23 protein-coding genes are annotated in these 23,228 nt (G+C 52.1%); 13 read left to right on the plus strand and 10 right to left on the minus strand.

What is annotated here, in order from left to right:
- Positions 1 to 262 precede the first annotated feature (262 nt).
- Entirely contained in the window at positions 263 to 1,222 is a 960-nt protein-coding gene (rnz, locus tag AC27IT_RS07110) for a ribonuclease Z (protein ID WP_025848458.1), read from the minus strand.
- A gap of 130 nt (positions 1,223 to 1,352) precedes the next feature.
- On the opposite strand from rnz, the gene AC27IT_RS07115 reads away from it, so the two are divergent.
- From AC27IT_RS07115 to AC27IT_RS07125, 3 genes are read left to right on the plus strand one after another with little or no spacing between them, the layout of a single operon-like run.
- Complete coding sequence (locus AC27IT_RS07115) at positions 1,353 to 2,345, plus strand: ABC transporter substrate-binding protein (protein WP_283859120.1); 993 nt, start codon at positions 1,353 to 1,355, stop codon at positions 2,343 to 2,345.
- Positions 2,346 to 2,350: 5 nt separating this feature from the next.
- A complete protein-coding gene (locus AC27IT_RS07120; protein WP_005827083.1) occupies positions 2,351 to 3,154 on the plus strand; it encodes an ABC transporter ATP-binding protein in 804 nt (267 codons plus the stop codon).
- Complete coding sequence (locus AC27IT_RS07125; protein ID WP_005827080.1) at positions 3,135 to 3,941, plus strand: ABC transporter permease; 807 nt, start codon at positions 3,135 to 3,137, stop codon at positions 3,939 to 3,941. Before AC27IT_RS07120 ends, AC27IT_RS07125 begins: the two co-directional genes overlap by 20 nt.
- Positions 3,942 to 4,031: 90 nt before the next feature.
- Here AC27IT_RS07125 and AC27IT_RS07130 read toward each other — a convergent pair whose 3' ends face one another.
- The 3 genes from AC27IT_RS07130 to AC27IT_RS07140 form a co-directional block, all read right to left on the minus strand.
- Positions 4,032 to 4,421: a VOC family protein gene (locus tag AC27IT_RS07130; RefSeq protein ID WP_007785186.1), complete on the minus strand. Its 390-nt coding sequence runs from the start codon at positions 4,419 to 4,421 to the stop codon at positions 4,032 to 4,034.
- Between the two features lie 170 nt (positions 4,422 to 4,591).
- Positions 4,592 to 5,554: a tetratricopeptide repeat protein gene (locus AC27IT_RS07135; RefSeq protein ID WP_007785184.1), complete on the minus strand. Its 963-nt coding sequence runs from the start codon at positions 5,552 to 5,554 to the stop codon at positions 4,592 to 4,594.
- A 98-nt stretch (positions 5,555 to 5,652) separates the two neighbouring features.
- On the minus strand, positions 5,653 to 6,027 hold the full coding sequence (locus AC27IT_RS07140; protein ID WP_005827074.1) for a hypothetical protein: 375 nt from the start codon (positions 6,025 to 6,027) through the stop codon (positions 5,653 to 5,655).
- A 174-nt stretch (positions 6,028 to 6,201) separates the two neighbouring features.
- On the opposite strand from AC27IT_RS07140, the gene AC27IT_RS07145 reads away from it, so the two are divergent.
- Together AC27IT_RS07145 and AC27IT_RS07150 are read left to right on the plus strand one after the other, a co-directional pair.
- Positions 6,202 to 6,639 carry a DUF2621 domain-containing protein gene (locus AC27IT_RS07145; protein WP_487091698.1) on the plus strand — a complete coding sequence of 146 codons (438 nt, stop codon included), beginning with the start codon at positions 6,202 to 6,204 and terminating at the stop codon, positions 6,637 to 6,639.
- A 152-nt stretch (positions 6,640 to 6,791) separates the two neighbouring features.
- Positions 6,792 to 7,037, plus strand: coding sequence for a hypothetical protein (locus AC27IT_RS07150; RefSeq protein WP_005827069.1), 246 nt, complete (start codon positions 6,792 to 6,794; stop codon positions 7,035 to 7,037).
- Between the two features lie 90 nt (positions 7,038 to 7,127).
- Here AC27IT_RS07150 and AC27IT_RS07155 read toward each other — a convergent pair whose 3' ends face one another.
- Entirely contained in the window at positions 7,128 to 7,736 is a 609-nt protein-coding gene (locus AC27IT_RS07155) for a DUF502 domain-containing protein (protein ID WP_025848451.1), read from the minus strand.
- Between the two features lie 97 nt (positions 7,737 to 7,833).
- On the opposite strand from AC27IT_RS07155, the gene AC27IT_RS07160 reads away from it, so the two are divergent.
- The 3 genes from AC27IT_RS07160 to AC27IT_RS07170 are packed head-to-tail and all read left to right on the plus strand — an operon-like array spanning position 7,834 to position 9,633.
- A complete protein-coding gene (locus AC27IT_RS07160; protein ID WP_005827065.1) occupies positions 7,834 to 8,679 on the plus strand; it encodes a sulfurtransferase in 846 nt (281 codons plus the stop codon).
- Complete coding sequence (locus AC27IT_RS07165; protein ID WP_005827063.1) at positions 8,676 to 9,467, plus strand: DUF817 domain-containing protein; 792 nt, start codon at positions 8,676 to 8,678, stop codon at positions 9,465 to 9,467. The genes AC27IT_RS07160 and AC27IT_RS07165 overlap by 4 nt, the downstream gene beginning before the upstream one ends.
- Positions 9,454 to 9,633, plus strand: a complete 180-nt coding sequence (locus AC27IT_RS07170) for a hypothetical protein (protein WP_129552215.1) — start codon at positions 9,454 to 9,456, stop codon at positions 9,631 to 9,633. Before AC27IT_RS07165 ends, AC27IT_RS07170 begins: the two co-directional genes overlap by 14 nt.
- Before the next feature lie 255 nt (positions 9,634 to 9,888).
- Here the strand turns inward: AC27IT_RS07170 and AC27IT_RS07175 are convergent, their stop codons facing one another.
- From AC27IT_RS07175 to AC27IT_RS07185, 3 genes are all read right to left on the minus strand, one after another.
- Positions 9,889 to 11,832: an AraC family transcriptional regulator gene (locus AC27IT_RS07175; protein WP_081414681.1), complete on the minus strand. Its 1,944-nt coding sequence runs from the start codon at positions 11,830 to 11,832 to the stop codon at positions 9,889 to 9,891.
- Between the two features lie 246 nt (positions 11,833 to 12,078).
- Positions 12,079 to 13,080: an NADP-dependent oxidoreductase gene (locus tag AC27IT_RS07180; protein WP_487091699.1), complete on the minus strand. Its 1,002-nt coding sequence runs from the start codon at positions 13,078 to 13,080 to the stop codon at positions 12,079 to 12,081.
- Between the two features lie 95 nt (positions 13,081 to 13,175).
- Positions 13,176 to 13,499, minus strand: coding sequence for an ArsR/SmtB family transcription factor (locus AC27IT_RS07185; RefSeq protein ID WP_221842753.1), 324 nt, complete (start codon positions 13,497 to 13,499; stop codon positions 13,176 to 13,178).
- A gap of 517 nt (positions 13,500 to 14,016) precedes the next feature.
- Here AC27IT_RS07185 and AC27IT_RS07190 point away from each other — a divergent pair.
- Positions 14,017 to 15,990: a hypothetical protein gene (locus AC27IT_RS07190; protein WP_025848438.1), complete on the plus strand. Its 1,974-nt coding sequence runs from the start codon at positions 14,017 to 14,019 to the stop codon at positions 15,988 to 15,990.
- Between the two features lie 528 nt (positions 15,991 to 16,518).
- Here AC27IT_RS07190 and AC27IT_RS07195 read toward each other — a convergent pair.
- Positions 16,519 to 17,670 (minus strand): MFS transporter, encoded by a 1,152-nt coding sequence (locus AC27IT_RS07195; protein WP_221842752.1) that lies wholly within the window; start codon positions 17,668 to 17,670, stop codon positions 16,519 to 16,521.
- Positions 17,671 to 17,793: 123 nt separating this feature from the next.
- A complete protein-coding gene (locus tag AC27IT_RS07200) occupies positions 17,794 to 19,392 on the minus strand; it encodes a peptide chain release factor 3 (RefSeq protein WP_025848437.1) in 1,599 nt (532 codons plus the stop codon).
- 188 nt (positions 19,393 to 19,580) lie between these two features.
- Between AC27IT_RS07200 and AC27IT_RS07205 the strand changes: the two genes are divergently transcribed.
- From AC27IT_RS07205 to AC27IT_RS07220, 4 genes are all read left to right on the plus strand, one after another.
- The gene (locus tag AC27IT_RS07205) at positions 19,581 to 21,101 is read left to right on the plus strand and encodes a carboxypeptidase M32 (RefSeq protein WP_007785163.1); all 1,521 of its coding nucleotides are present in this window, start codon (positions 19,581 to 19,583) and stop codon (positions 21,099 to 21,101) included.
- A 186-nt stretch (positions 21,102 to 21,287) separates the two neighbouring features.
- Positions 21,288 to 21,431 carry a hypothetical protein gene (locus tag AC27IT_RS07210; RefSeq protein ID WP_005835081.1) on the plus strand — a complete coding sequence of 48 codons (144 nt, stop codon included), beginning with the start codon at positions 21,288 to 21,290 and terminating at the stop codon, positions 21,429 to 21,431.
- Between the two features lie 122 nt (positions 21,432 to 21,553).
- On the plus strand, positions 21,554 to 22,132 hold the full coding sequence (locus AC27IT_RS07215) for a mismatch-specific DNA-glycosylase (protein WP_025848435.1): 579 nt from the start codon (positions 21,554 to 21,556) through the stop codon (positions 22,130 to 22,132).
- Positions 22,133 to 22,209: 77 nt separating this feature from the next.
- Positions 22,210 to 23,196, plus strand: a complete 987-nt coding sequence (locus tag AC27IT_RS07220) for a phosphotransferase (protein WP_025848433.1) — start codon at positions 22,210 to 22,212, stop codon at positions 23,194 to 23,196.
- Positions 23,197 to 23,228: the final 32 nt, after the last annotated feature.

The raw sequence follows: 23,228 nt of genomic DNA on the forward strand, positions 1-23,228 counted from the left end.
AACAAAATGCCAGGGCTTGCCTCGACGAGCCGGTTACTCTCTTTCCAGCAATCCGTTCTTTGCAGTCATGCCTCTTAGGCTTTGCAAAAGTTACATGCAGCTTCCTGCCTCGGCAAGCTGCCGTCTCGTCCCGATCCGCTGACGCTTTCCCGGCTGACTGCTTCTGCCTCCCAGGGACAACCGCCTTCCCGTGAGAGGGGCAACGTCATTCGCTGCATGCTCCTCCTCTTTCCTAAGTAATAATTTATTCATTATAGCAGGGTTACTCGGTTTCTCCCACCGTTTTTCGCACTCGCTTTACCGCGATACTGCCCAAATCCTCCGCGAGCTGCGTCTCCGGAAAAATCGCCTGCGCTTCCGCCAGCAGGTCGGCCATGGAAAAATCGCCATCCTCGTCTTCATAGCGCGGGCTGAAGTGCGTCAGACAGAGCGCCTTCACGCCTGCCCGCTTCGCCAGCTCGGCGGCCTCCTTCGCCGTGGAATGCCCGCTGCGCACAGCCAGCTCCTTGTCGCGATCCGCGTAAGTAGCCTCGTGTACCAACAAGTCAGCCCCTGCTGCCAGCTCCTCGACACTTTGGCACGGCTCCGTATCGCCGCTGAAGACGATTTTGCGGCCAGGCTGCGGAGCGCCGACGAAGTCTTTGCCATCCAGCACGCGCCCGTCTGGCAGCATGACCTGCTCGCCCCGCTTCAACGCGCCGAACAGCGGTCCGGACGGCACCCCCGCTGCTTTCGCCCGCTCGACCAGAAACGCCCCCGGCTTGTCTTTTTCCAGGACGCTGTACGCGAACGAAGGCACCCGGTGCTTCGCCTTGCGACATGTGACGATCACGTCCTCGTCTTCGTACACGATGCCTTCGCTGACGATGCACAGATCCAGCGGGTATTGCAAATGCACCGGGCTTATGTCCATGATCGCGCGAAAATAGCGGTCCAGCCCCGGCGGCCCGTACAGCGCAAGCGGAGGCGCCTCCCCGTTACGCAGCGATCTGGAAGCGAGCAAGCCGATCAGTCCGTACAGGTGATCGCCGTGCAAATGCGTAATGAAAATTTTGTCCAACTGGCTGATTTTCATCGGAGAGCGCAGCAGTTGATGCTGTGTCCCTTCCCCGCAGTCAAACAGCCACCATTTTCCTGCTTGTAAAAAGCGAAGCCCGATTCCGCTCACATTGCGGCGGGTAGTGGGCGCACCTGATCCAGTCCCTAAAAATGTCACGATCACGACTATTGCACCTCTCCTTTGGCGGAGCTTCCCACAAGCGTGCCTGTCACGGTCTGTAGGCATTCACCCTTTTTTGTCTGGGCGCATAACTTACAACAAACAACAGCCTAGCAAGGAGGGACTCCCGATAATGAAACGATTTTTTGCGCTGGGGCTGGCTGCCTGTCTGGCTCTGTTCGCCGCTTTGACCGGCTGCTCCAGCACTTCTGAAAAAATAAGAATTGGCGAAGTAACCCGCTCCCTTTTTTACGCTCCCCAATACGTTGCGCTGGAAAAGGGATTTTTTAAGGAAGAAGGCCTGGACGTGGAGCTGTCCACGATTCCCGGCGGCGACAAGGTGATGTCTGCGCTCCTGTCCGGCGGGATCGAGGTCGCTCTGGTCGGTTCGGAAACGAGCATCTACGTCTCGCAGCAAGGGGCGGCAGACGTCGTCGTCAACTTCGCCCAGTTGACCCAGACAGACGGTACTTTCCTCGTCGCACGCAACAAAACGGACTCGTTTTCATTTGAACAGCTCAAAGGCAGCGTCTTCCTCGGTCAACGCAAGGGCGGCATGCCGCAAATGGTCGGAGAGTACGTGCTGGGAAAGCACAATATCAATCCACAAAGCGATCTGGAGCTGATCCAGAATATCGAGTTCAAAAACATTGCCTCTTCCTTTGCTTCCGGAACCGGCGAGTATGTACAGTTGTTCGAGCCGGAAGCGTCCCGCTTCGAACAGGAAGGGATCGGCCACGTCGTCGCCTCATTCGGCAAGGAGAGTGGCACCGTCCCTTACACCGTCTACATGACGAAACAAAGCTATATCGACAGCAATCCTTCGGCTATCCAAAAGTTTACCAATGCGGTCTACAAAGGGCAACAGTGGGTTGCCAGCCACAGCGCCAAGGAAACGGCTGAAGTCATCGGAAAATACTTCGAGCAGATCGACCCGCAAATTTTGGAGAACGCCGTACAGCGCTATTTGGAGCAAGGTTCCTACGCCGCCGATCCAGTGTTGGACGAACAGGAATGGAACCAGCTTCAAGAAATTATGGATGCGGCAGGTGAGTTGAAGCAACGGGCGGATTACACCAAGCTGGTCAACACCACCTTCGCCAAACAATCCAAGGAAGGGAATTAATCGTCATGAACCAGATTCCTTCTACGCCGGCCAAGATTGAACTTTCCCACGTGACCCATCTCTATTTATCTACGACCAGGGCGTTCATGGCGGTGCAGGACATCAACCTGCGCGTGGAGGAAGGCGAGTTCATCTGTATGGTTGGCCCTAGTGGTTGTGGCAAAACGACACTGCTCTCCCTCGTTGCGGGACTGGAGACGCCGACTGCCGGAAACGTGCTGATCGATGGAAAACCCGTTCGCGGAACGTCCCGGCAGGTCGGCTACATGCTCCAGCAAGACTATTTGTTCAACTGGCGCTCGATTGAAGACAACGTTTTTCTCGGACTGGACATCCAGGGAATCCGCACCAGGGAGACGGAACAATACGCCTTGCATCTGCTCGATGAAATGGAGCTTGCCGACGTGCGCAAAGCTTCCCCGCAGCAGTTGTCCGGCGGCATGAGACAGCGGGTCGCCCTCGTCCGCACCCTTGCCTGTCAACCGGATGTGCTGCTTCTCGATGAACCGTTTTCCGCTCTGGACTATCAGACGAAGCTGAAGCTGGAAGACCTGATTTTTTCCACCTTGCGCAAGCATAAAAAAACCGCGATCCTGGTGACGCACGACCTGTCCGAATCAATTGCCATGGGCGACCGCATCTACATTTTTTCGCGCAACCCGGGCCGGGTCAGCAGCGAGCTGGCCGTCCCTGCCGCGATTCGCGACTCTCTGCCATTCGACGCCCGCAACCAGGATGGCTTCCAAGACTTGTTCCATCGCGTCTGGAAGGAGATGGAGGTGGTATCCGATGCAGCGAAAGGACATTGAAGCCATCCACCGCAACTACTTGAAGCAGGAGGCGACGGGCCGCTACTGGGTGTTTTCCACGCAATGCCTGCTGTTTCTCGCCTTTCTCGGCTTGTGGGAGCTGCTTGCGCGCACGAACACAATCAATGCGCTCATTTTCAGCTACCCTTCCAAAATCTGGGCACAGTTTTGGTCCCAGCTACTGGACGGCAGCCTGCTTCCCCACGTAGGCATGACGGTATGGGAAACGGTCATCGGCTTTCTTTTGGGCACGCTGCTCGGGGCGGTCATCGCGACCGTCATCTGGTGGTCCCCGTTTCTGTCGCGCGTGCTGGAGCCGTATCTCGTGATCGCCAACAGCATGCCGAAAGTCGCGCTCGGCCCGGTCTTCATCGTCGGCTTCGGGCCGGGGCTGATGTCTGTCATCGCCATGGGCTGCGCGATCTCGATCATCATCACCACGATCAACGTCTACTCCGGCTTTCGCGAGGTCAACCAAAACTACGTCAAGGTCGTCCAGACGCTCGGCGGCAACAAACGGCAAATTTTCCGCCTCGTCATTCTCCCTGCGACGATTCCGACCTTGCTTGCCACGTTGAAGGTAAATGTCGGCCTTTCCTGGGTGGGCGTCATCGTCGGCGAGTTTCTCGTTTCCCAGCAAGGGTTGGGCTATCTGATTATTTACGGATTCCAAGTGTTTAATTTTACCATGGTCATGATGAGCCTCGCCATCATCGCGGTCGTCGCCACGCTGATGTACCAGGGCGTCGCCTTTCTCGAGCGGCGGCTCACCAGCCAGTTTAAATAGATGGAGGTACGAAACAGCGCGATCATCATCCGGGGATGGTCGCGCTGTTTCACTGGTTGTGTGTCTTGCCGGGGCGCTTTCGCCACTCTCTTACTCCGGCGCTACGATCTCCACCTTGATCCGATCCGGGTCTTCGCAAAACAGCGCGTAATGCTCCCGGCCGCCCGCGTGTGGATAGCGGTCCTCGTAGAGCAGCGGCACGCCTCGCCGCCACAGCTCCTCGCGAATCGCCTCCACCTGCTCCCGGCTGCGCGCGTGAAAAGCCAGATGGTTCAATCCGACGCGACAGCGGTGATACGGCACATCGAGAAACCGTTCCTCTGCCTGCACGAACACCAGATACGTGTTGCCGTGCTTCCAACTGATCCCGCTCGCCCATTGCTGGTAGCGCTCATAGCCGAGCTGTTCCTCCAAGAGCCACCCCCAAAACTCCGCGGATCGCTTCAAATCCGCTACATACAACTCCAGATGGTGCAGCATGCTTCGTCCTCCTTTTTGCTCGCGGTCTTTTGGCGCTGGCGGCCCCGTTCGCTCGCGGCTTTTGCGCCAAGCGCGCGTGGCTGTCCCCTGCCGTTCGCCGCACAGGCTGTTGCAACCGCATAGAAAAACGCCCGACAGCCAGATGTCGGGCGCTATGTACGCGTTTTCGGCTACTTCCAAAACTTCCACCAGCTCTTTTTCGCCGCCTGATCGCCAGGCTGGCTGTTGGCTGCCACTTTTTGCTGCGCCGCCGCTTCCACTTCCAGCGCACCGGGCACCCGGGCGAGGAAATGGTCGACCATCGGCTTGTAGTTGTCCGGCAGATGCTCCTGCATCGTGCGCAGAATCGCAATCGCCTTTTCCTTCTGGTCGGTCGCCAACAAGGCGTTGGCATAGTTGAAACCGGCATACGGATACGGAAACTCCGGCGTCCAAAACTTCTCACAGATTTGGATCAGTTGATACACATAGCCTGCCTGTCCCAGCTCGCCCGTTACCGTCATGACCACTTCGAAGCGGTCTTTGGCTCCTTCGATAGCCACCGTGTACCATTTCATCGCGTTCAGCAGATCGTTTTCGGTCAGAGCGAGGCGGGCCAGATGCAACTGCGGCCTCCAGGCGCCTTCCTTGACACAGAGCGCTTCCAGGCGAGAGCGCAGCTCCTCGCGCTTGCCGCTCTGCAAAAAGCTCTCGACGTACATGTTCAGGCCGTTTTCCTGGTTCGGGTCTTTGTGCAGGCCCGTATTCAAGATTTCGAACGCTTTGTCTTCTTCTCCCTCATACGCGTAAATCTTCGCCAGATTGGTGCAGGCCGTCCCCGACGAAGGGAAGCGCTCCAGGCAATCGGTCAGGATCGTTTTCGCCCGCTCAAATTCTCTCGCCTGCATGTGAACAACCGCGCGGAAAATGAGCGCAGACTCAATTGGCCCGTACAGCTCAAGCAGCCTGTCCGCCGCAACAGCCGCCTGCTCATGAAATTGCTCCTTCACCAACTCCATCGCAAAGTCACGAAGCTTTTCTTTTTGGTCCCAATACATATCCAGATTGTGCGGAATCACTTTTTTCTGGTAGTCCTCCCGGGACATCTCGATGGTTTGACCAAATTCATTGGTAAACGTCACAAATTCAGACATGAAACAGCCTCGCTTTCATTTCCTTCACAATAGTATCAAGGGACAAGCCCCGTCCTGCAAAGAAGAACGATTTTCCCCAAAAGGAAAACCGCAGATCGTTATATCCAGGCTTTCAGATTTACTTTACGGATAAAATCCTCCATTGATTCCTTCGCTGGTTCGTCATTTGCCTCTTCTGCATCCGACATGCCCATCAGTTGCCTGAAGAGGGCTTCGTTGCGCGTCGCCAGAGCGTAATCAAGCAAAGCTTCCTGCGAGACACGCTGCGCTTCCTCCTCCAGCAGTTTTTCTTCCAGGGCGATGTCTTCTTCTACCACTGGAATATGCTTATCTATCTTGGGTATGCGAATGACCCATGCAAACGCACTGTCCGGGTTGCGGTCGCGTGCGATCAAATACCCGTATTCGCCTATCGGCAAGCCTTGCTCGAAGGAGTCGGCAACAATGACGACGCGTTGTCCAAGCTTGAACATGAGCGTCCACTCCCAATAAAGATTAATTCTAATCATACTAAATTGTATGTGTACTTGGGAAGAGAAAACCAGCAGGATGGGCAAAAGCACAAAAAGTTTGTTGCTCGACTGAAAATAAGGTACACTTTACCTATATGCGCATTTTTATGGATTACGGTTACGAGGTGTACGCACATGAGTGAAATTTCGACAGGGTTTTCCCTGTTTATTGTCGGGTGGACGTTTGTGCTTGTCGGGTTGATGGGGATCGGCGGCTACTTCATGTTTCGCAAATTCCTCAAGTCCATGCCGAAACAGGACGGGAAGTCCGATCTCGACTGGCAGGACTACTACATCGAGCAGACGCGCTCGCTGTGGACAGAAGAAGGCCTGACGCTGCTCAACGAGCTGGTTGAGCCTGTTCCGCAGCTATTCCGCGATGTGGCAAGACGCTCGATCGCAGCCAAAATCGGGCAGATCGCCCTGGAAGAGAAAGCGACCTCGATTACGACAGAGCTGATCGTCAAAGGATACATCGTCGCTACTCCCAAGCGCGACCACAAATGGCTCATCGCCCACTTGCAATCCAAGCAAATCGACTACACCCCTTACGAGAAATATTTGAACGCGTAAAGGCAGCAGGCACTGCCCCGCCTGCCCGAAAGCCGGCTTGCTCCGTCTGAAACTTCCTCTCTGCCCATCCGTAAGAATACTTATACGGATCACTGGCCTGCGCAAAAAGCTTTTTCAACGCGAAACGGGCTGGGCAAAAGGAGACGATGCAGATGTCAGTCATACTGACCATTTTGGGGATCGGGTTCGTGCTGTTTGTTGTCGCGGTCATCATTGTCGTGGCTCTGTTGAAAAAAGGCGCGCGGTTTTTTTGGAAAATGGGCGGGCGCGGCTACCGCAAATACAGCAGCAGCGATTATCGCCATCGCGGACCGCTGTGGAAGCTCGGTCACAAAACGTATGGCCATCGCTACTATCGTCGCAAGCATTCCAGCCACAGCGGTTTTTTCAGCAGTTAATGGACGCAAAAAAAGAGCAGGGCAGCTACTGGTCGTAAAGCCGGAAGCTGCCCTTTGTATGTTCCATAGAAAAAAAGACGAAAAGCTGCCTCATGCCTGGCAGCTTTGTTCGTTTTCGGCCTTGGGGGTCGCCTTTTTGCCGGATACCCCGCCCGAGACGAGAAACGCCATCACCTCGGCGCTGTCCATGTCGAGCGGCTGCACCTGCTCGCTCGGAAAGAGCAGCAAATTGCCCGCAAAGTTGTACGACTGCGGGAGATAAACGGCGACGTGATCGGCAAGCCCGTATGTATCCATGCTTTCTTTTGTGATGAAGCCGATGACTTTGGCTCCCGAATCCTTCGACAGCGTCACCAGAACCGGCTTGTCGAAGCTTTTTTTGTCGCCGACGAACGCCCCGATCAAGTCCTTGATCGCGGTATAAATCAGCTTGATGAACGGCACTTTTTCAAAAATGCTGTCCACGACGGCCAACAGGCCGCGCGTCAGCACGTTGGAGGCCAAAAAGCCGACAATCGTAATCCCCACAATTGTAATCAGCACTCCGACGCCGGGAAAATGGAGATGGAACCGGTTGCTGGCCAGATTGTAAAACCAACTGTCCACCGTCGTAAAAATGGTGTATAAAATGTAAATCGTCACAGCCAGTGGAATCACGTACAGCAAGCCTTCCAAAAAGTATCGGATCACACGCTTCATCCCGTTGCTCCTCTCTTCCGCCACTTTTTAGAAATATTGTACCCCATCGGATAGTCATCTGCTATGATGAAGAAAAAATCAGAAAGCAGGGTGAACCATGCAAGCACTTGTCACACCACAATGGCTCCGCGATCATTTGCACGACGAGCGGATCGTCATCGCCGATTGCCGCTTTGCGCTGTCCGCTTCCGAACAAGGCGCGCAAGAATACGAAGTCGATCATATTCCAGGGGCGCTCTACTTTCATCTGAATCGCGACCTGTCCGGTCCAAAGGGCGAGCATGGCGGACGCCATCCCCTCCCGGATATCAACGCTATCGCTGCCCTTTTTTCGCGCGCAGGAATTGATGAGCAGACGACCGTGATCGCCTACGATGACCAGGAAATGTCGATGGCTGGACGTCTCTGGTGGCTTTTGCGCTACCTCGGTCACGACCGCGTCGCCGTGCTCGATGGCGGATACGCCGCCTGGAAAAAGGCTGGCTACGAGGTGACCGCTGACGTGCCGACACCGCAGGCGCGTACGTTTGTCCCGCGCCCGCGCCCGGAGATGCTGGTCGGCATCGAAGACGTGCAAAAGCGCACGCCTGAAACCGTGCTGCTCGATTCGCGGGCAGGCGAGCGCTATCGCGGCGAACAGGAGCCGCTCGATCCGAAGGCCGGACACATCCCTGGCGCCCGCCATTTCTTTTACAAGGACAACCTGGCAGCGGACATGACCATGCTTCCGCCCGAGCAGCTCAAGGCTCGCATCGCCGACTTTGCAGACCGGGAAATCATCGTCTATTGCGGCTCGGGAGTCACAGCCTGCACCAACCTGCTCGCCTTGCACCAGGCAGGACGGGCTGACGCCAAGCTGTACGCAGGAAGCTGGAGCGACTGGAGCTCCTACGATTTGCCTGTCGCCAAAGGCCCTACTCCTGCCGAAGGAATCGAAGAATGATCCGCTTCATTCGCCTCCTGCTGCACTTCGGGTATCAGGAGGCCATGTCTTGCCTGTTTCCCGTCTTCATCTTCGCTTCGCTCGCGGTATCCAAATTCGTCGCGATCCCTGGCCTGCCCAGATACGACTTGCTTTTGCTGCTCTGTTTGGCTTTTCAGGTGTTCATGGTGAAAAGCGGGCTGGAGTCGCGGGACGAGTTGAAGGTAATCACGGTCTTTCACCTGATCGGACTGTGTCTGGAAATATACAAGGTGCACATGGGCTCCTGGAGCTATCCCGAGGCCGGGTACAGCAAGGTGTTTGGCGTTCCGCTCTACAGCGGCTTCATGTACGCGAGTGTCGCGAGCTATTTGTGCCAGGCGTGGCGTCGCCTGGACGTCAGCCTGACCAACTGGCCGAAGCCGATCTGGGTGACCTCGCTCGGTGCGGCGATCTACCTCAATTTTTTCACCCATCACTTCATCTGGGACCTGCGCTGGGTGTTAATGGTGCTCATGTTCATCGTGTTCTGGCGATCGAAAGTGTACTTTCGCGTCACCCACGAGCGCTTTTCCATGCCGATCCCGCTCGGCTACTTCCTGATCGGCTTTTTCATCTGGATCGCGGAAAATATCGCCACCTTTTTCGGCGCCTGGGCGTACCCGAACCAGCGCTCCGGCTGGGAGCTGGTGCATCTTAGCAAAATCAGCTCGTGGTTTTTGCTCGTCATCGTCAGCTTCATCATCGTGGCGGAGTTGAAGCATGTAAAAGCGCGACGGACAGGCGGCAAGTCGGTTGAGACAAAGTGAGCAGGCGGGCAATAGCAAAAAAGGCAACGGTAGGTTCGTTGCCTTTTTGCGCTGGGAATCTCTCTACTTTTTCGCTTCCGCGACCAGCCAATCCGCCAGAAGCTCTGCCTGCGACAGCACGGCGATCGGGTCCTGGAACCACGAGCTTTCCTCGCCCCAGATGTAGACCCGCCGTTTTGGACCGCCTGCAATCTGCCCCAGATCGGGTCTGCCTGGTAGTCCGCCAGCTTTTTCGAGTCGCTCGTCAACACGAGGTAATCGCCATCGTACTCGCCCAGCGTTTCCAGCGAGATCGGCTTGTGGGCTGCCAGAAACAACTGGCTATCATTATAAGTGATAACTATTCTCAATGATAGACGGCAATAAAAAATCCCAAACCGCCGCCCGCTTGCTGCGCACGATGGTTTGGGGTGTGAGTGACTTATTGTTTCAATACGTTTTCCAGCACGTTCTCGATCATCTGGCGGTTGGCGATCACGCCTGTGTACAACCAGCTTGATTCTGTCGTAAAGTCGTAGACATGTCCGTTTTTCACCGCAGGGATATTCGCCCAGACCGGCTCCTTCAGAAACTCGTCCTTGGACACGCCTTTGCTGTTTACGACAAACAGGTAGTCGGCGTCAAGCTGTGCCAGCTTTTCCAGAGACACGGAGTTCCAGTTGGCATCGCCCGACTTGGAAATTTCCTGGACGACAGCAGGCACTTTGAACCCAAGGTCTTTGTACAGCACGTCCCCGCTGGACAAGTCCTGACGCGCCATGTAGACGGCTTTCGCCGTTACCCACAGTGCCGCCGCCGATTTTTCGCCAATGCCCTGCTTCAGCTTTTCTTTGCTTTCGGCCACGTACGTATCGTAATCGGCCAGTACCTTTTTCGCTTCCTCGCTCTTGTTCAGGACCTCGCCCACGATCAGAAGCTCTTTGCGCCAGTCGCTGTTCTTTTCTTTGCCAATCGTGTACGTCGGCGAAATTTTGGCGTACTGGCTGTATTTGTCTCCCGCTACCAGTTCTGCATTGTCCATGATAATCAAGTCGGGATTGTAGCTCATCACGACTTCAGGCGGCAGGTCATACGGAATCGCCGGGATTCCTGCCAAATCTTTTTGCAGATACCCCTGCACGTCGCCTTTGCCTACCGACCACTGGGCGACCGGCTTCACGCCCAGCGCCACCAGATGGTCTTCCAGATAAGAAGCGATGATCCGCTGCGGATGCGCAGGTACGGTCACTTTGTTGCCCAACCCGTCTGTCAATTCGCGCTGGGCCGCTCCGGCTTGCTCCTGTACGCTCCCCTCGGCTTGCGGTGTCGGACTTGCCGTGCCGGAGCACGCGCTCACGAGCAGTGCGAGACTGACCATGAAGAGAGTTGCCATGTGGCGCGTTGATTTTTTGTTCATGCGAACGATCCCCCCAAAGCTTCGTTGATAACGATTATCGTTAACACTATAGCTTTCCCCCTTCTCGTCCACAATAGATAATCCGGGCTTTCCATATAGACGATCCGGAACTGGAGGCGCGGCCAGGGCATGCTTGGAAAAGGCGCTCGGCGTCATGCCTGTATGCTTTTTGAACAGCCGACTGAAGTAGAGCACATCCTGGTATCCGACAGCAGCCGCTACTTCCTGCAGCTTCGCGTCCGTCCGGGCCAAAAGCTCCTTCGCTTTTTCCATCCTCAGTGAGATGACGTAATCAATCGGGCTGTGGCCTGTCTCTTCCTTGACCAGTCGGGTCAAGTAGCGGGCGCTGTAGCAAAACTGCTCAGCGAGGCTCTCCAAAGAAATCCGCGTTGTGTAATGCGCTTCCAGGAAGCGGACGACCTGCTTGGCGAGCGGCTGTTGTTCTTGGTGAAACCCGTGCTGAATGAGCTGCTGCATGACCTCGTGGACAAACTGCAAAAACGTGCCTTTTGCCCGAAGCCGCTCCTGTGCGTCCCATTCGCGGGCCATCGTTGCGGCCAGATGGTACAGTCCGGTTGGCTCATGCGGCACAAGCGCATAAGGCAACTGAAACGGCTCTTTGCCGCCATCGTTTAGCAACGCATGGTCGGCAGGGCGCGGCAGCAACGTTTTTGCTTTGTACAAGATCAGGTAAAACGCGAATAGCTCGTCGTCTGTCAGCTTCACGTCGAGCACCATGCCTTTGCCGCCGTGAAGCAGCAAGAAGCGGTCTGCCGCATATTCGCGCCCATCCAGTCGAACCGTGGCCTGTCCCTTGCAAGCGTAAAAATAGCTGGAGGCCGGAAGCCGGTAGCTGTTCCACGACTCTTGCGCCTGCAACACAAAATGCCGAACGTCGATCACCTGAACAGCCGCGTGCGTCCAATGTGCCAACAAGTCATGGATTTTCTTTTTTTCCTCTTCCTTCATCCGAGCACACCTGCCTGTTTTTGCGCAAGAAGCGTTGATTTGTTTGATTTTTATGAGAATGATTATCACAAAAATACATCGGTATTATAAGGGAATTTGGGGGCCAGATCAACCTGCGGAAAATTCCAGTTCGGGGTCTGGCCCGTGCAAGTTCGCGAGCATTCCAAAAACGTCGGCAGCATGGCAGGGAAGCGTTCCTGTTTCAATTCATGCGGAGCGGTTGCCTTTTCTTCCTTGCATTACTGTTTACTTTACTTTTGCGATTACCTTTCCTTTGGCCCTTCCGCTTTCCAGGTAGTCGAATGCTTGCGCGGTATCTTTCAACTGGTACACCTTGTCAATTACAGGCTTAATCTGGCCTGCTTCGATCATTTCCGTCAGGATCTTCAATTGCGCGCCGCTCGCTTTCATAAAAAGGAAGTGATATTTCGTTTGGGTCTTCCGCTCAAGCGCTGTGATTTTACGGCTCACGATGGACAACATGGCCGTTTTCATCCAACCCAAATTGGCTTCTTTTCCGAATCTTGCGTTTGGCATGCCCGAGACGGAGACGATTTGTCCGCCTGGCTTGAGGATGCGGAACGATTTTTCCAGGACGTCTCCCCCTAGCGTATCAAAGACAGCGTCATACCCGGTAAGCATTTCCTCAAAGTTCTCTTTTTTATAATTAATGATGAGATCGGCCCCCAACGATTTGACCAGTTCATACCCTTTGTCGCTTGCTGTTGTCGCCACGAAAGCGCCCATCCTTTTGGCCAGTTGGATGGCGAAGGTGCCTACGCCGCCCGAACCTGCGTGAATCAAGATTTTTTGGCCTTTTTGAAGATGCAAAATATCGGAAAACGCCTGGTAAGTCGTAAGTCCAACCAGCGGTATGGACGCCGCTTCTTCAAAGGTCAAATTTTGCGGTTTCAGCCAAATATCATCCTCATGCACAGCAATGAATTCGGCCAATGTGCCGATCCGGCTTTTGCGGGGCCTGCCGTAAACTTCATCTCCGGGTTTAAACGCCTTCACCCGTTCGCCAACCTTGACGACAACTCCGGAGAAATCGTTGCCCAAGATCAGCGGAAACTTGTAACTCAACAGGAATTTCACTTTTCCTTCTTTAATTTTAAAGTCGATCGGATTTAAGCTGGCAGCATGAATTTCCACCAGCACATCATGTTCTCCGATACTGGGCATTGGCTGTTCTGTCAATACTAATGGAGCATTTTTTCCATAATTCTCAATGACGATGGCCTTCATGTACGATCACTCCTGTTTATGATTATTGGTTTAAACAAACGAACCAATTGTGCAAAACAATTTCGCTACCACATTTCTCTTGCATCTCTAGGTAGTCACTGCGACCCATTGCACTCGGCTTCCACGGCGGTAATTAATGCTTTGAGTTGTTCAAGCGGTTTGCGGACAGTCAATACGTAATAATTTTCTACGCCTTTTTTTTCGGATGTGATAAAGCCGGACTGCTTCAACACCTTCAAATGATGGGAGACAGCCGGTCTGGACAAATCTATATGGCTCGCGATCGCATTGACGTTCATTCCCGATTTGTTCTGTGCCAGCAGCATAATAATCGCTTGCCGATTTTCATCGGTCAGCACTTCCAGCAGAGGAATGCAGTCTTTAAATTGTTGCAGCACATGCTCGGTTCGCTGGCTCATGCGGTTCATCCTTTCGTTCGTTCATTGGTTCTTTGGTTTAATCGTTTAAACGTAATTATAACCACTTGTTTTGTAAATGCAAGTGGGAGGTGGAGGTTTTTGCAGATGCAAGCCCGTTGTTTTACTTTCTTACTTTGAATCTTTGTCTCTACCAGCAGCAGCTTCCATTTGCCACTGAATAAGTTTTTATTTACTGCCAAATGTGCCCCTTCCTGAGTTCCCTCTTTCATTCATTTTTTCGGTTGCCCGCTTTTCTATGTATCCTCCTGCCACTCGCTAGTTATAGGGAAACGGTTCCCGCTACAATGTTGTTAGAATGAACGTCTGTTTGCCCATAGCCATTCATGCGGAGTAGAATATACACTCGACTTCTTCTAATGACACTTGCAATTGTTGGCTGACATCATATATTCCCACATTCTGCGCTTGTGTATCTTCGGGGGTACTCTTGCAATCAACAGGAAAAACATGGTAGATTGTCTTTTGAAGTCTTATGTATGTTTGGAGGCATGGTAATTTGAAGATCACTAGCATCCGTAAATTATTATTTAATGAAAAATCTTTCAACCCATTTAGTGACAATTACAACCCAGAGCAAATTCAACTTATCTTAAAAGAGTATCTAAAATCGGAAAAGGAAGATACATCACAAATTAAAGATAAGGAAAGTGATATTGACGCCGTTAGAATAGCTGTGCAAACGCCTGTATTTAATTACTATTACAAAGAACTGTACGAATATATGAAAAAAACTTTAAGTGAACCAGGAATTAATGTAATAAACGTTATCCAATACTTAATTGCGATTGTAAATCATGATACAAAAATGATTGAGATGTCAATAAATAAAATGATTCAATCAACTAATCAATTAAGACTTGAAGAAATGGCAATGCTCAAAATTGATGAAAAAAATTTCAAAAGTAATGCTGTAAATTCTTATGAGTTGCAAACTGATCTTTTAAATCTACTATTAAATTACTTAAAATATTTTCACAAAGAAGATTCTCGGCATGATAATGCTGTACCAGCAAGAATTCATGAAGCTTCTAGTAAAATGTATAGAGCTTCGAACCTGCTATACGTAGTTAAAGATGCTTTTGATCGTATGGTATGGGAGAACGGAACGATCATTGAAAAAAATGAAGAATTATATCTACGTTACATTGAACCGGATTCCCAAATTCTTCTTCAACTTGGTATGTTCAGAGTGCAAAGGAATGCGCTTGCATACTCTATAACTATTTACCAGCACTTAAAGGAAAATCCGATTTACTTACGCTTTTTATCAGAAACGAGAAAAGGGAAGAACATTTCAAATATCCGTATTAACTCGAGAGGATATATTCGCTATTCAGTTCAAAACGAGGGGCCGAATGCTTTACTACAATCAGAGTTGGTACAAGGATTGGCTTTTATTGCAGCATTCTACCCACATTTCACAAGAAAAGAACTTGAAAAATTAGGAAAGCTAACTGTGGATGATTTAATGGTTTTACACAGTGAGCTAGTTCATTTAACCGAAAAAGTTAAGGATTGCTTACCTGAAGTAAATGATGCGACAGATATAAAAGACTATATGGTTAGAATTAGAAAAAAAGATTTAATGAATTATTTTATAGATACAACGACATACACAACTACTCAAATTGAATCTTACATAAATCTAATACAAAGCGACATTCTCCAAATGGAAAGAATAAATCTATGGAAACGCCCTTTAGTAAAAGATCAAGATGTATTCTATCTTTCTATACCATCCATATTATCTCCCAATTATCTGCAATTGATCGATGAATGGCTTGAAGGAGCTGGATTTAATTTAAATGAGAGGGGTTTTGCACTAGAAACTTTCATTAAAAATGATTTAAAATCCAAGTTAGTCTCTAAAGGTAATTTTACTATTCCTTCACTAAGCGATTTTCAGATTTCAAAGAAAGTTTCTGAGGAAATTGACCTTATCGTTTCATTCGATGATTTTATCTTTATTGCTGAAATAAAAAATGTAAAGTATCCAATGGAGCCAAGGGATGTCCATAATGCCATCAAAAGATTATCTGATGGAGCCCTACAGTTAAAGAGAAAAATAAACTTTGTACAAAAACATAATGATTACTTTTCTGAAATACTAAATGGTGTAGAGGGGAAACCAATTTATTCTGCTGTTATTTGTAATTATCCCCACTTCACAGGAATGAAATTGCATGACGTTCCAATTATTGATTTTATGGCACTAGCAACATATTTTGGCCATGGGTCTATTACTGACCTTCGCTCTGAGAATATTGATGCTGAATCACAAAAAGTAAGAGAACTCAGGTTATGGAACAATCGGAAAGAGTTCGCTGACAATTTCCCCAATTACCTTATAAAACCAACTGTCGTTGATGACTTGAAACACAAATTTAAAACAAAATTTCATCGAATAACGCTAGAGACCGCTAATCCGCAAATGCACTTACAAGTCGCAGAAATAATTGAAACAAATTAGTCTGTAAAGTATTCTGTCTAAACACTCAATCTTCCCCCCTACTTTTAACTATTTGCTTTTTATAATGACTGGATCACCAAATTACCCAGTTTACACTGGACTTCATGTAGTTTAATAGTGCCAATCGTGGAGCCAGCCCCCATAAGGTGTGCATATTACAACACACTAGTATCATGGACACTAGTTTTGTCTACTGTTTGGGAGGCTTGCTTCACTCTGGAGCACAGAAACTAGATCTACAGTATTTCGCCTCGCTTGTGTCTACTTGAATTCCTCTGAAAATTACTCTGGCAGACTAAGGAAAACCAAAGAACAGTGTAACTGCAGTACTAAACGAAGATACTTGCATTTCTAGAAACTGTCCCAACATTTTCTCTCGTTAAAGACCATGAATCATACTTTCGTTAATAGCTATTATTATCAATAAGGCATTTTCGGTCGCCCCCCTCATTTCTGCTTTTAAAAATGTCGATATACCCCGCACACAAAAAAAGAGTTCCCCCGCCCCAGGAAAACTCTCTCCACCCCCTACCGCGGAACCCCGCTCAACAACAACCGATGCAACACGCCGATCAAACACACCCCTGCCGTCACGAAGAACGCAATAAAGTACGAATGATGCCAATTCCCCAACAAGCCCGCGATGACCGGGCTCAGCACCGCCCCGACAGACAGCACCGCCGAGTAGATGCTGAACACGCTGCCGTACAGCTCGCGCGGCGAGTGCACCGTCAGGATCGTGGCAAAAGCCGGGAACAACATGCCGAAGCAGGCGCCGAACAAAAACATCATCACCTGGATCGGGATCGCCACGCCGAGCGCGAGCATGTACAAAAGCGCGCTGAGCACTCCGAGTCCGGCAAAGCTTCGCGTCTCCACCGGGACTTTGTGCAGCCAAAACTGGCAGAGAATCGCCAGCGCCCCCAAACCTTTCAAACTGAACAAAATGCCGGTCACGGCTGGCGACATCCCTTGCTTTTGCACGAGCAGCGGCACCTCGTAGATGATCGTCCCTTGCGCGTAAATGATCGCAAACCCGCCCAAAAAGGCCGGATACAGCATGCGATTTTCCAGAATCGTCAGCAGGCTTTGGCGACCTGCCGCCTTGGGCAATAGCTTGGCAGGCATGCCGCCGCCATCCACTTTGGCCGGGAGCACGAGCCAGGAAAACACGCCGGCTACGATCATGATGTAGCCGAGAATGACAAACGATTGGCCGTAGCCGAACTGAACGGCAAAAAAGCTGCCGACCGCTGGCGACACAATCCCCGCTGTCGTGAGCACCAGTCCTTTTTTGCCCATGATCTCGCCTTGTTCGAGCGCCGTCTTGCCCGTCTCGCCCAGCATCGCCGAGCAGGCGGGAGAGACGAAGGCCATGACAAAGCCAAGCATGAGCCGAAAAGCAAAAAAACCGCCCGTATGCGTCACGACGCCTTGACCAATCAGCATGAATCCGGCCAGAATCAAGCCTCCGGCGATAAACCACTTTTTCGGAAACCGATCGAGAAAAGGACCCGCGAAGAGATTTCCGGTCAGATTGCTTACTGCATAGCCGCCCAGCACAAAGCCGATCATGGCAGCCGACACACCCAAAATATTCAAGTACGGCGCCAAAAGCGGCGTCTGTGCGTGCATGTCGAAGGCAACGAGAAACAACACGACCAACAGCAGAACCCTCAAAGCATTCCCTTCCTCTCATCCCGCCAGTCTTTGTCCCAGTATATGAGGGGAGTCGTCCAAGTAGGATAGGAAAAGCAAAACAGGACCCCGCCACTGCTCAAGAGGTCCTGTTCTTTTCATCACTTATGACTGCGTCGCTTTCAATCCGAGCGAGCTTTCGTGGAACTTGATCGACGAATACTTTTCCATGGCGACCCGCAGTTGATACTCGCTTTCAAACAGCATCACCGGGCGGCCATAGCGGTCGGTAACCGTTTTGTTTTTCACGGCGTCGAGCGCCGCCTTATCGCCTTCCAGCCAACGCGCGATCTGGTACGGCATTCTCGTCAGCATGATTTCGACACCGTACTCGGCCTTCAGGCGGTATTCCAGCACCTCGAACTGCAGGACGCCGACTACACCCAAAATCAGCTCTTCCATCGGATAGGTGCGGAACAACTGCACCGTCCCTTCCTCTGTCAGTTGCATGATGCCTTTTTGGAACTGCTTGTGTTTCATCGCGTCTTTCACCATCACCTTGGAGAAAAACTCCGGCGAGAAGTGCGGCATTTCCTCGTACTCAAACGATTGGCCGACACAGAGCGTATCGCCGATCTGGAAAATGCCCGGGTCGAACAAGCCGATGACGTCACCGGCGAACGACTCCTCGACGATTTCGCGATCTTGCGCCATGAACTGCACAGGCTGGGCCAGCTTGATGTCTTTGCCGAGACGCACGTGCTTCACGGACATGCCCCGCTCGAACTTGCCGGAGCAAATGCGCAAAAAGGCGATACGGTCGCGGTGGGCAGGGTTCATGTTGGCCTGGATTTTGAAAATGAAGCCGGAAAACGGATTCGTGTACGGATCGATCAGGCCGATATTGCTCTTTTTCGCAGAAGGCGCTGGCGCCATTTGCAGGAAGTTGTCCAGGAAGGTCTGCACGCCGAAGTTGTTGATCGCACTGCCGAAAAATACAGGCGTGAGCTGTCCTTGGGCGATCAGCTCGGGATCAAATTCGTCCCCGGCGACATCGAGCAGGGAGATTTCGTCCTGCAACTGCTGCCACAGCTCCTGACCGACGCGCTCGCCGATCATCGGGTCCTCTGCGCCCTTGACCGGGAAAAACGAAATTTCCTCGTGCTGCGAGTTGTTCTGGTACAGCTCGACGCGGGATTTCATCCGGTCGTAGACGCCGCTGAAGTAGCTGCCCATGCCGATCGGCCAGTTCATCGGGTACGAGCGGATGCCCAGCACGCGCTCGATTTCTTCCAGCAGTTCAAACGGGTCCTTCCCGTGGCGGTCGAGCTTGTTGACGAACGTAAAAATCGGGATGCCCCGCATCCGACAGACTTTGAACAGCTTGATCGTCTGCGCCTCCACCCCTTTGGCCACGTCGATAATCATGACAGCGGCATCGGCGGCGGTCAGGGTGCGGTATGTGTCTTCGCTGAAGTCCTGGTGACCAGGAGTGTCCAAAATATTGATATGGTGCCCTTTGTATTCAAAGTCCATCGCACTGGACGTCACGGAGATTCCGCGCTTTTTCTCGATCTCCATCCAGTCGGATGTGGCGTGCTTGGCGTTTTTCCGGCCTTTGACCACCCCTGCCTCACGAATGGCTCCACCGTAGTAGAGCAGCTTTTCCGTCATCGTTGTTTTACCCGCATCCGGGTGGGAGATGATGGCAAAGGTGCGGCGTTTTGCTATCTCATTTTCCCATTGGGGATTGGTTTGACTCATCTTCATTCTCCTGTCGTCGCGAATAAGGTGCCAGATTGTTTTCCTATACGATTATACCGACAAATGCGCCCTGCATCCACCTAGTAATTTTTCTCCAAATCGTTATAATATTTAGTAGTAAAAATTTTTTGACTGCATGATGTACATATTGATAACATGGCTATGCACAATTACACAGGAGGGACTTCATGACGACGAATCTCGAAACACGCGCGGCCGATTTTCGGGCCTATGTGAAAAAAATGACCAGCTACAACCAGGCACTCGCCGTCCTGCATTGGGACAAAGCTACACAAGCTCCGCGCAAAGGGATGGATGCCCGCTCCGAGATCATCGGCGTGCTGGCTGGCGAACAGTTCAAGCTGGCGACGTCCAAGGAAATGGAAGCGTTTCTCGCCGAGCTCGGTGAACCGTCCGCCCTGGAAGCACTCGACGAAATCACCCGCCACAGCGTCCTCGAATGCAAAAAAGAGTTCGACCGCAACAAGCAAATTCCGGCTGCCAAGTATCAGGAGTTTGTCGTGCTGACCTCCCAGGCGGAAACCGTATGGGAAGAAGCCCGGGCGAACAACGACTTTTCCATGTTCCAGCCGTACCTGGAGAAAATCGTCAACTTCCAGCTTGAGTTTATTGAATATTGGGGACACGACGGCAAGAACAAGTACAACACCTTGCTCGACCTGTACGAGCCGGGCATGACGGTCGATCAGCTCGATCCGATCTTCGCCACCTTGCGCGAAAAAACCGTCAAGCTGGTCAAAGCGATCGCCGACTCCCCGAACAAGCCGGACACGTCGTTTTTGCACAAAAACTTCCCCATTGCCGAGCAGGAAGCGTTCAGCCGCTATATCCTGGAGAAAATCGGCTACGACTTCAAGGCAGGCCGGATGGACAGAAGCGCGCATCCGTTCTGCACGACCTTCAATCCGGGAGATGTCCGCATCACGACGCGCTACGCCGAAAATGATTTCAACTCCGCCTTGTTCAGTTGCATTCATGAAGCGGGCCACGCGATGTACGAGCAAAACATCAATCCGGAGCTGCTGTTTACCCCGCTGTGCGACGGCACCTCGATGGGCATTCACGAGTCGCAGTCCCGCTTCTGGGAAAACATGATCGGGCGCAGCCTGCCGTTCTGGAACCACTTTTTCGCGGATTTGCAAAAAGCGTTCCCGGCGCAGTTCGCAGGCGTGACGGCCGAAGACCTGTACCGCGCTGTCAACTCCGTGACCCCGTCGTTCATCCGCACCGAAGCAGACGAGCTGACGTACAACCTGCACGTCATGATTCGCTACGAGATCGAAAAAGGGCTCATTAACCAGACGATCCAGGTTGCCGATCTGCCGCAAATCTGGAACGAAAAGATGAAGGAATACTTGGGCATCGAACCGCCAACCGACACGCTGGGCGTCCTCCAGGATGTGCACTGGTCCGGCGGCAGCTTTGGCTACTTCCCAACCTACTCGCTCGGAAACGTGTACGCCGCCCAGTTCGCCCATGTGATGAAAAGCGAGCTTAGCGGCTTCGAAGACCTCGTGGCGAACGGCGACTTCGCTCCGATTCGCGCCTGGCTCAAAGAAAACATCCATCAGTACGGCAAAATGAAAAGCCCGCGCGAACTCGTGCAAGCGATTACCGGGGAAGGCACAAACGCCACTTACCTGATGGATTACCTGGAGAAAAAATATACCGACATCTACAAACTGTAACAGGTTGTACCCTCAGCGTTCCCGATCCGGGAGCGCTTTTTTCATCTGTGGCTGTAATCGCTTCCTTTTTGTTCACGTTCTATCCACCATTTCTTCACGCCTTATTCACAGATCCCCAACCACAAACCAACAAAACAGGAGTATGATGAGCATGTAAAACATTACCACCAAGTGAGGAGAATCCTTATGATTCAATCGTTGTCGCGCTGGTTGTGGGGCAAAGAAGAACACGAAGCCGTTCCATTCGAGACAAAAAAATACGTCCGCAATGAAATGGAACAATTCATCATGAACGAGCCGGAGCACATGCTGCCGTACGCTCAACTGTAATTTCACTACCGAACCGATCGACCTTTTACCGATAAGCTGCCAGCCGTCTGGCGGCTTTTTTTGCTTGTTGCTGTAAGCGCTCTCGGGTGTGCTACAATGTGAAAAAAACGGAGGGAATCGCATTGGTCGACTTTACGGAAAAATGGCTGCCGACTTACATCCGCCGCGATCTGGCGGTTTTGTTTTGCGGCATCAATCCCGGGCGCGTCTCGGCGTCGGCAGGCTTCCACTACGCGAACCCGGCGAATTTGTTTTGGCGCGGCCTGTTCGAAGGCGGGCTTACCCCCCGGCAACTGCGCCCGGAAGAAACCGCCCTGCTGCTTGAATACGATTACGGCATTACCGATCTCGTCTCGCGCCCTACCCGCTCGTCGCAGGACCTCACCCGCGACGACTTCGCGACAGGGGCCGAGCAGTTCGTCCAGATGATCCAGACCTATCGCCCGCGCGTCATCTGCTTTAACGGGATTACCGCCTTTCGCCATGCCACGGGCCAGAAGAAGGCGGCTGTCGCTCTCGGCTTGCAGCCGGAAAAAGCATTTGCCACAGATGACTGGGCTGGCAGCTATCTGTTTGTGATCCCGTCCACGAGCGGAGCCAACGCTTCCTTCACGCGCGCAGAAAGAATCGCCAAATTCGCCGAGCTCAGCGCCTTTTTGCGGGAAAAGAACTGGCATCCGCTGCCCTTGCCGCCCGGCTGAGCATTTTTGTGTCAACTGCTGTCTCTCTTGGCGTACTATAATCGTACGATCTTATACGCAAGGGAGGCGCAAACCGGATGGACGACCTCATCCGCAAGATCGAGCAAAAATACGCCCTGACTGTCATCCAGCACGAAAAGCTTAGGGAAACGCCCAAGTCGCTCGTCGTTTTTTTCGATACTTCCATCGGCAAGTTCATCGGCAAAGTATCGTATTTGCCCAAAGAGCGCCAGCATTTTATCCTGAACGCCGAAGCGCACCTGCGCAAACAAGGAATCCTCATCCCCGGTATTCAGCGGACGAAAAACAGCAAACGCTATATTATTTGGAAAGACAACCTGTTCGTCCTCCATCAGTGGCTGTCCTGGCCGAAGCTCGCCTACAACTCGCCGGGCAAGCTGGAGCAGGTCGGCGCTTTGCTCGGGCAGTTTCACAAAAGCTCGCTCGGCTTTACCTCCAAGCACGGCGAACTTTACAACGGCGCCAAAAAATGGTCGGAAGAATACAAAACGGACCTGGCCGCGCTGGAAAAATGGGAGCAACGGCACGCAGACAAGCAGAAGCCGCATTTCTCCACCATCGTCGAGTACCTCCCGTATTTTCGCCAGGCTGGACAGACGGCGCGCAAGCAACTGAATACGTCCGCCTATTTTGCCAAGTGGAAAAAAGCGCCGCTCAGCAAGCACTTCCTCTGCCACGGCGACTTCAACAACGGCAATTTGCTTGTGCGCAACAAACGAATCGCGATCATCGACTGGGAAGATGTCCGCTACGACTTTCCTTCCAAAGACATCAGCCGTGTGCTGTCGCTTGCCATGCGCAAGGAAGGGGCATGGAACAAGCAACTGTTTGCCTACCTGTTGCGCGGCTATTTGCGGGAAAACCCGCTGTCGGCCGAACAGCTTCACCTGCTGTTTGTCGACCTCGCCTTTCCGCATATAATGGAACGCTTTTTGCGCATGAAGCAGTACGAGCAAATGGATGCGGCGCACATCCAGCAATTTTGCACACGCGAATCCTTAAAGACTGCGTACATGCTGGACGAACTAAAAGCCCTCGCGTAAACGACAAAGGCTGTAGCCTGTCTTTTACGCGA

It is taken from the genome of Brevibacillus sp. YAE8, assembly GCF_057543335.1.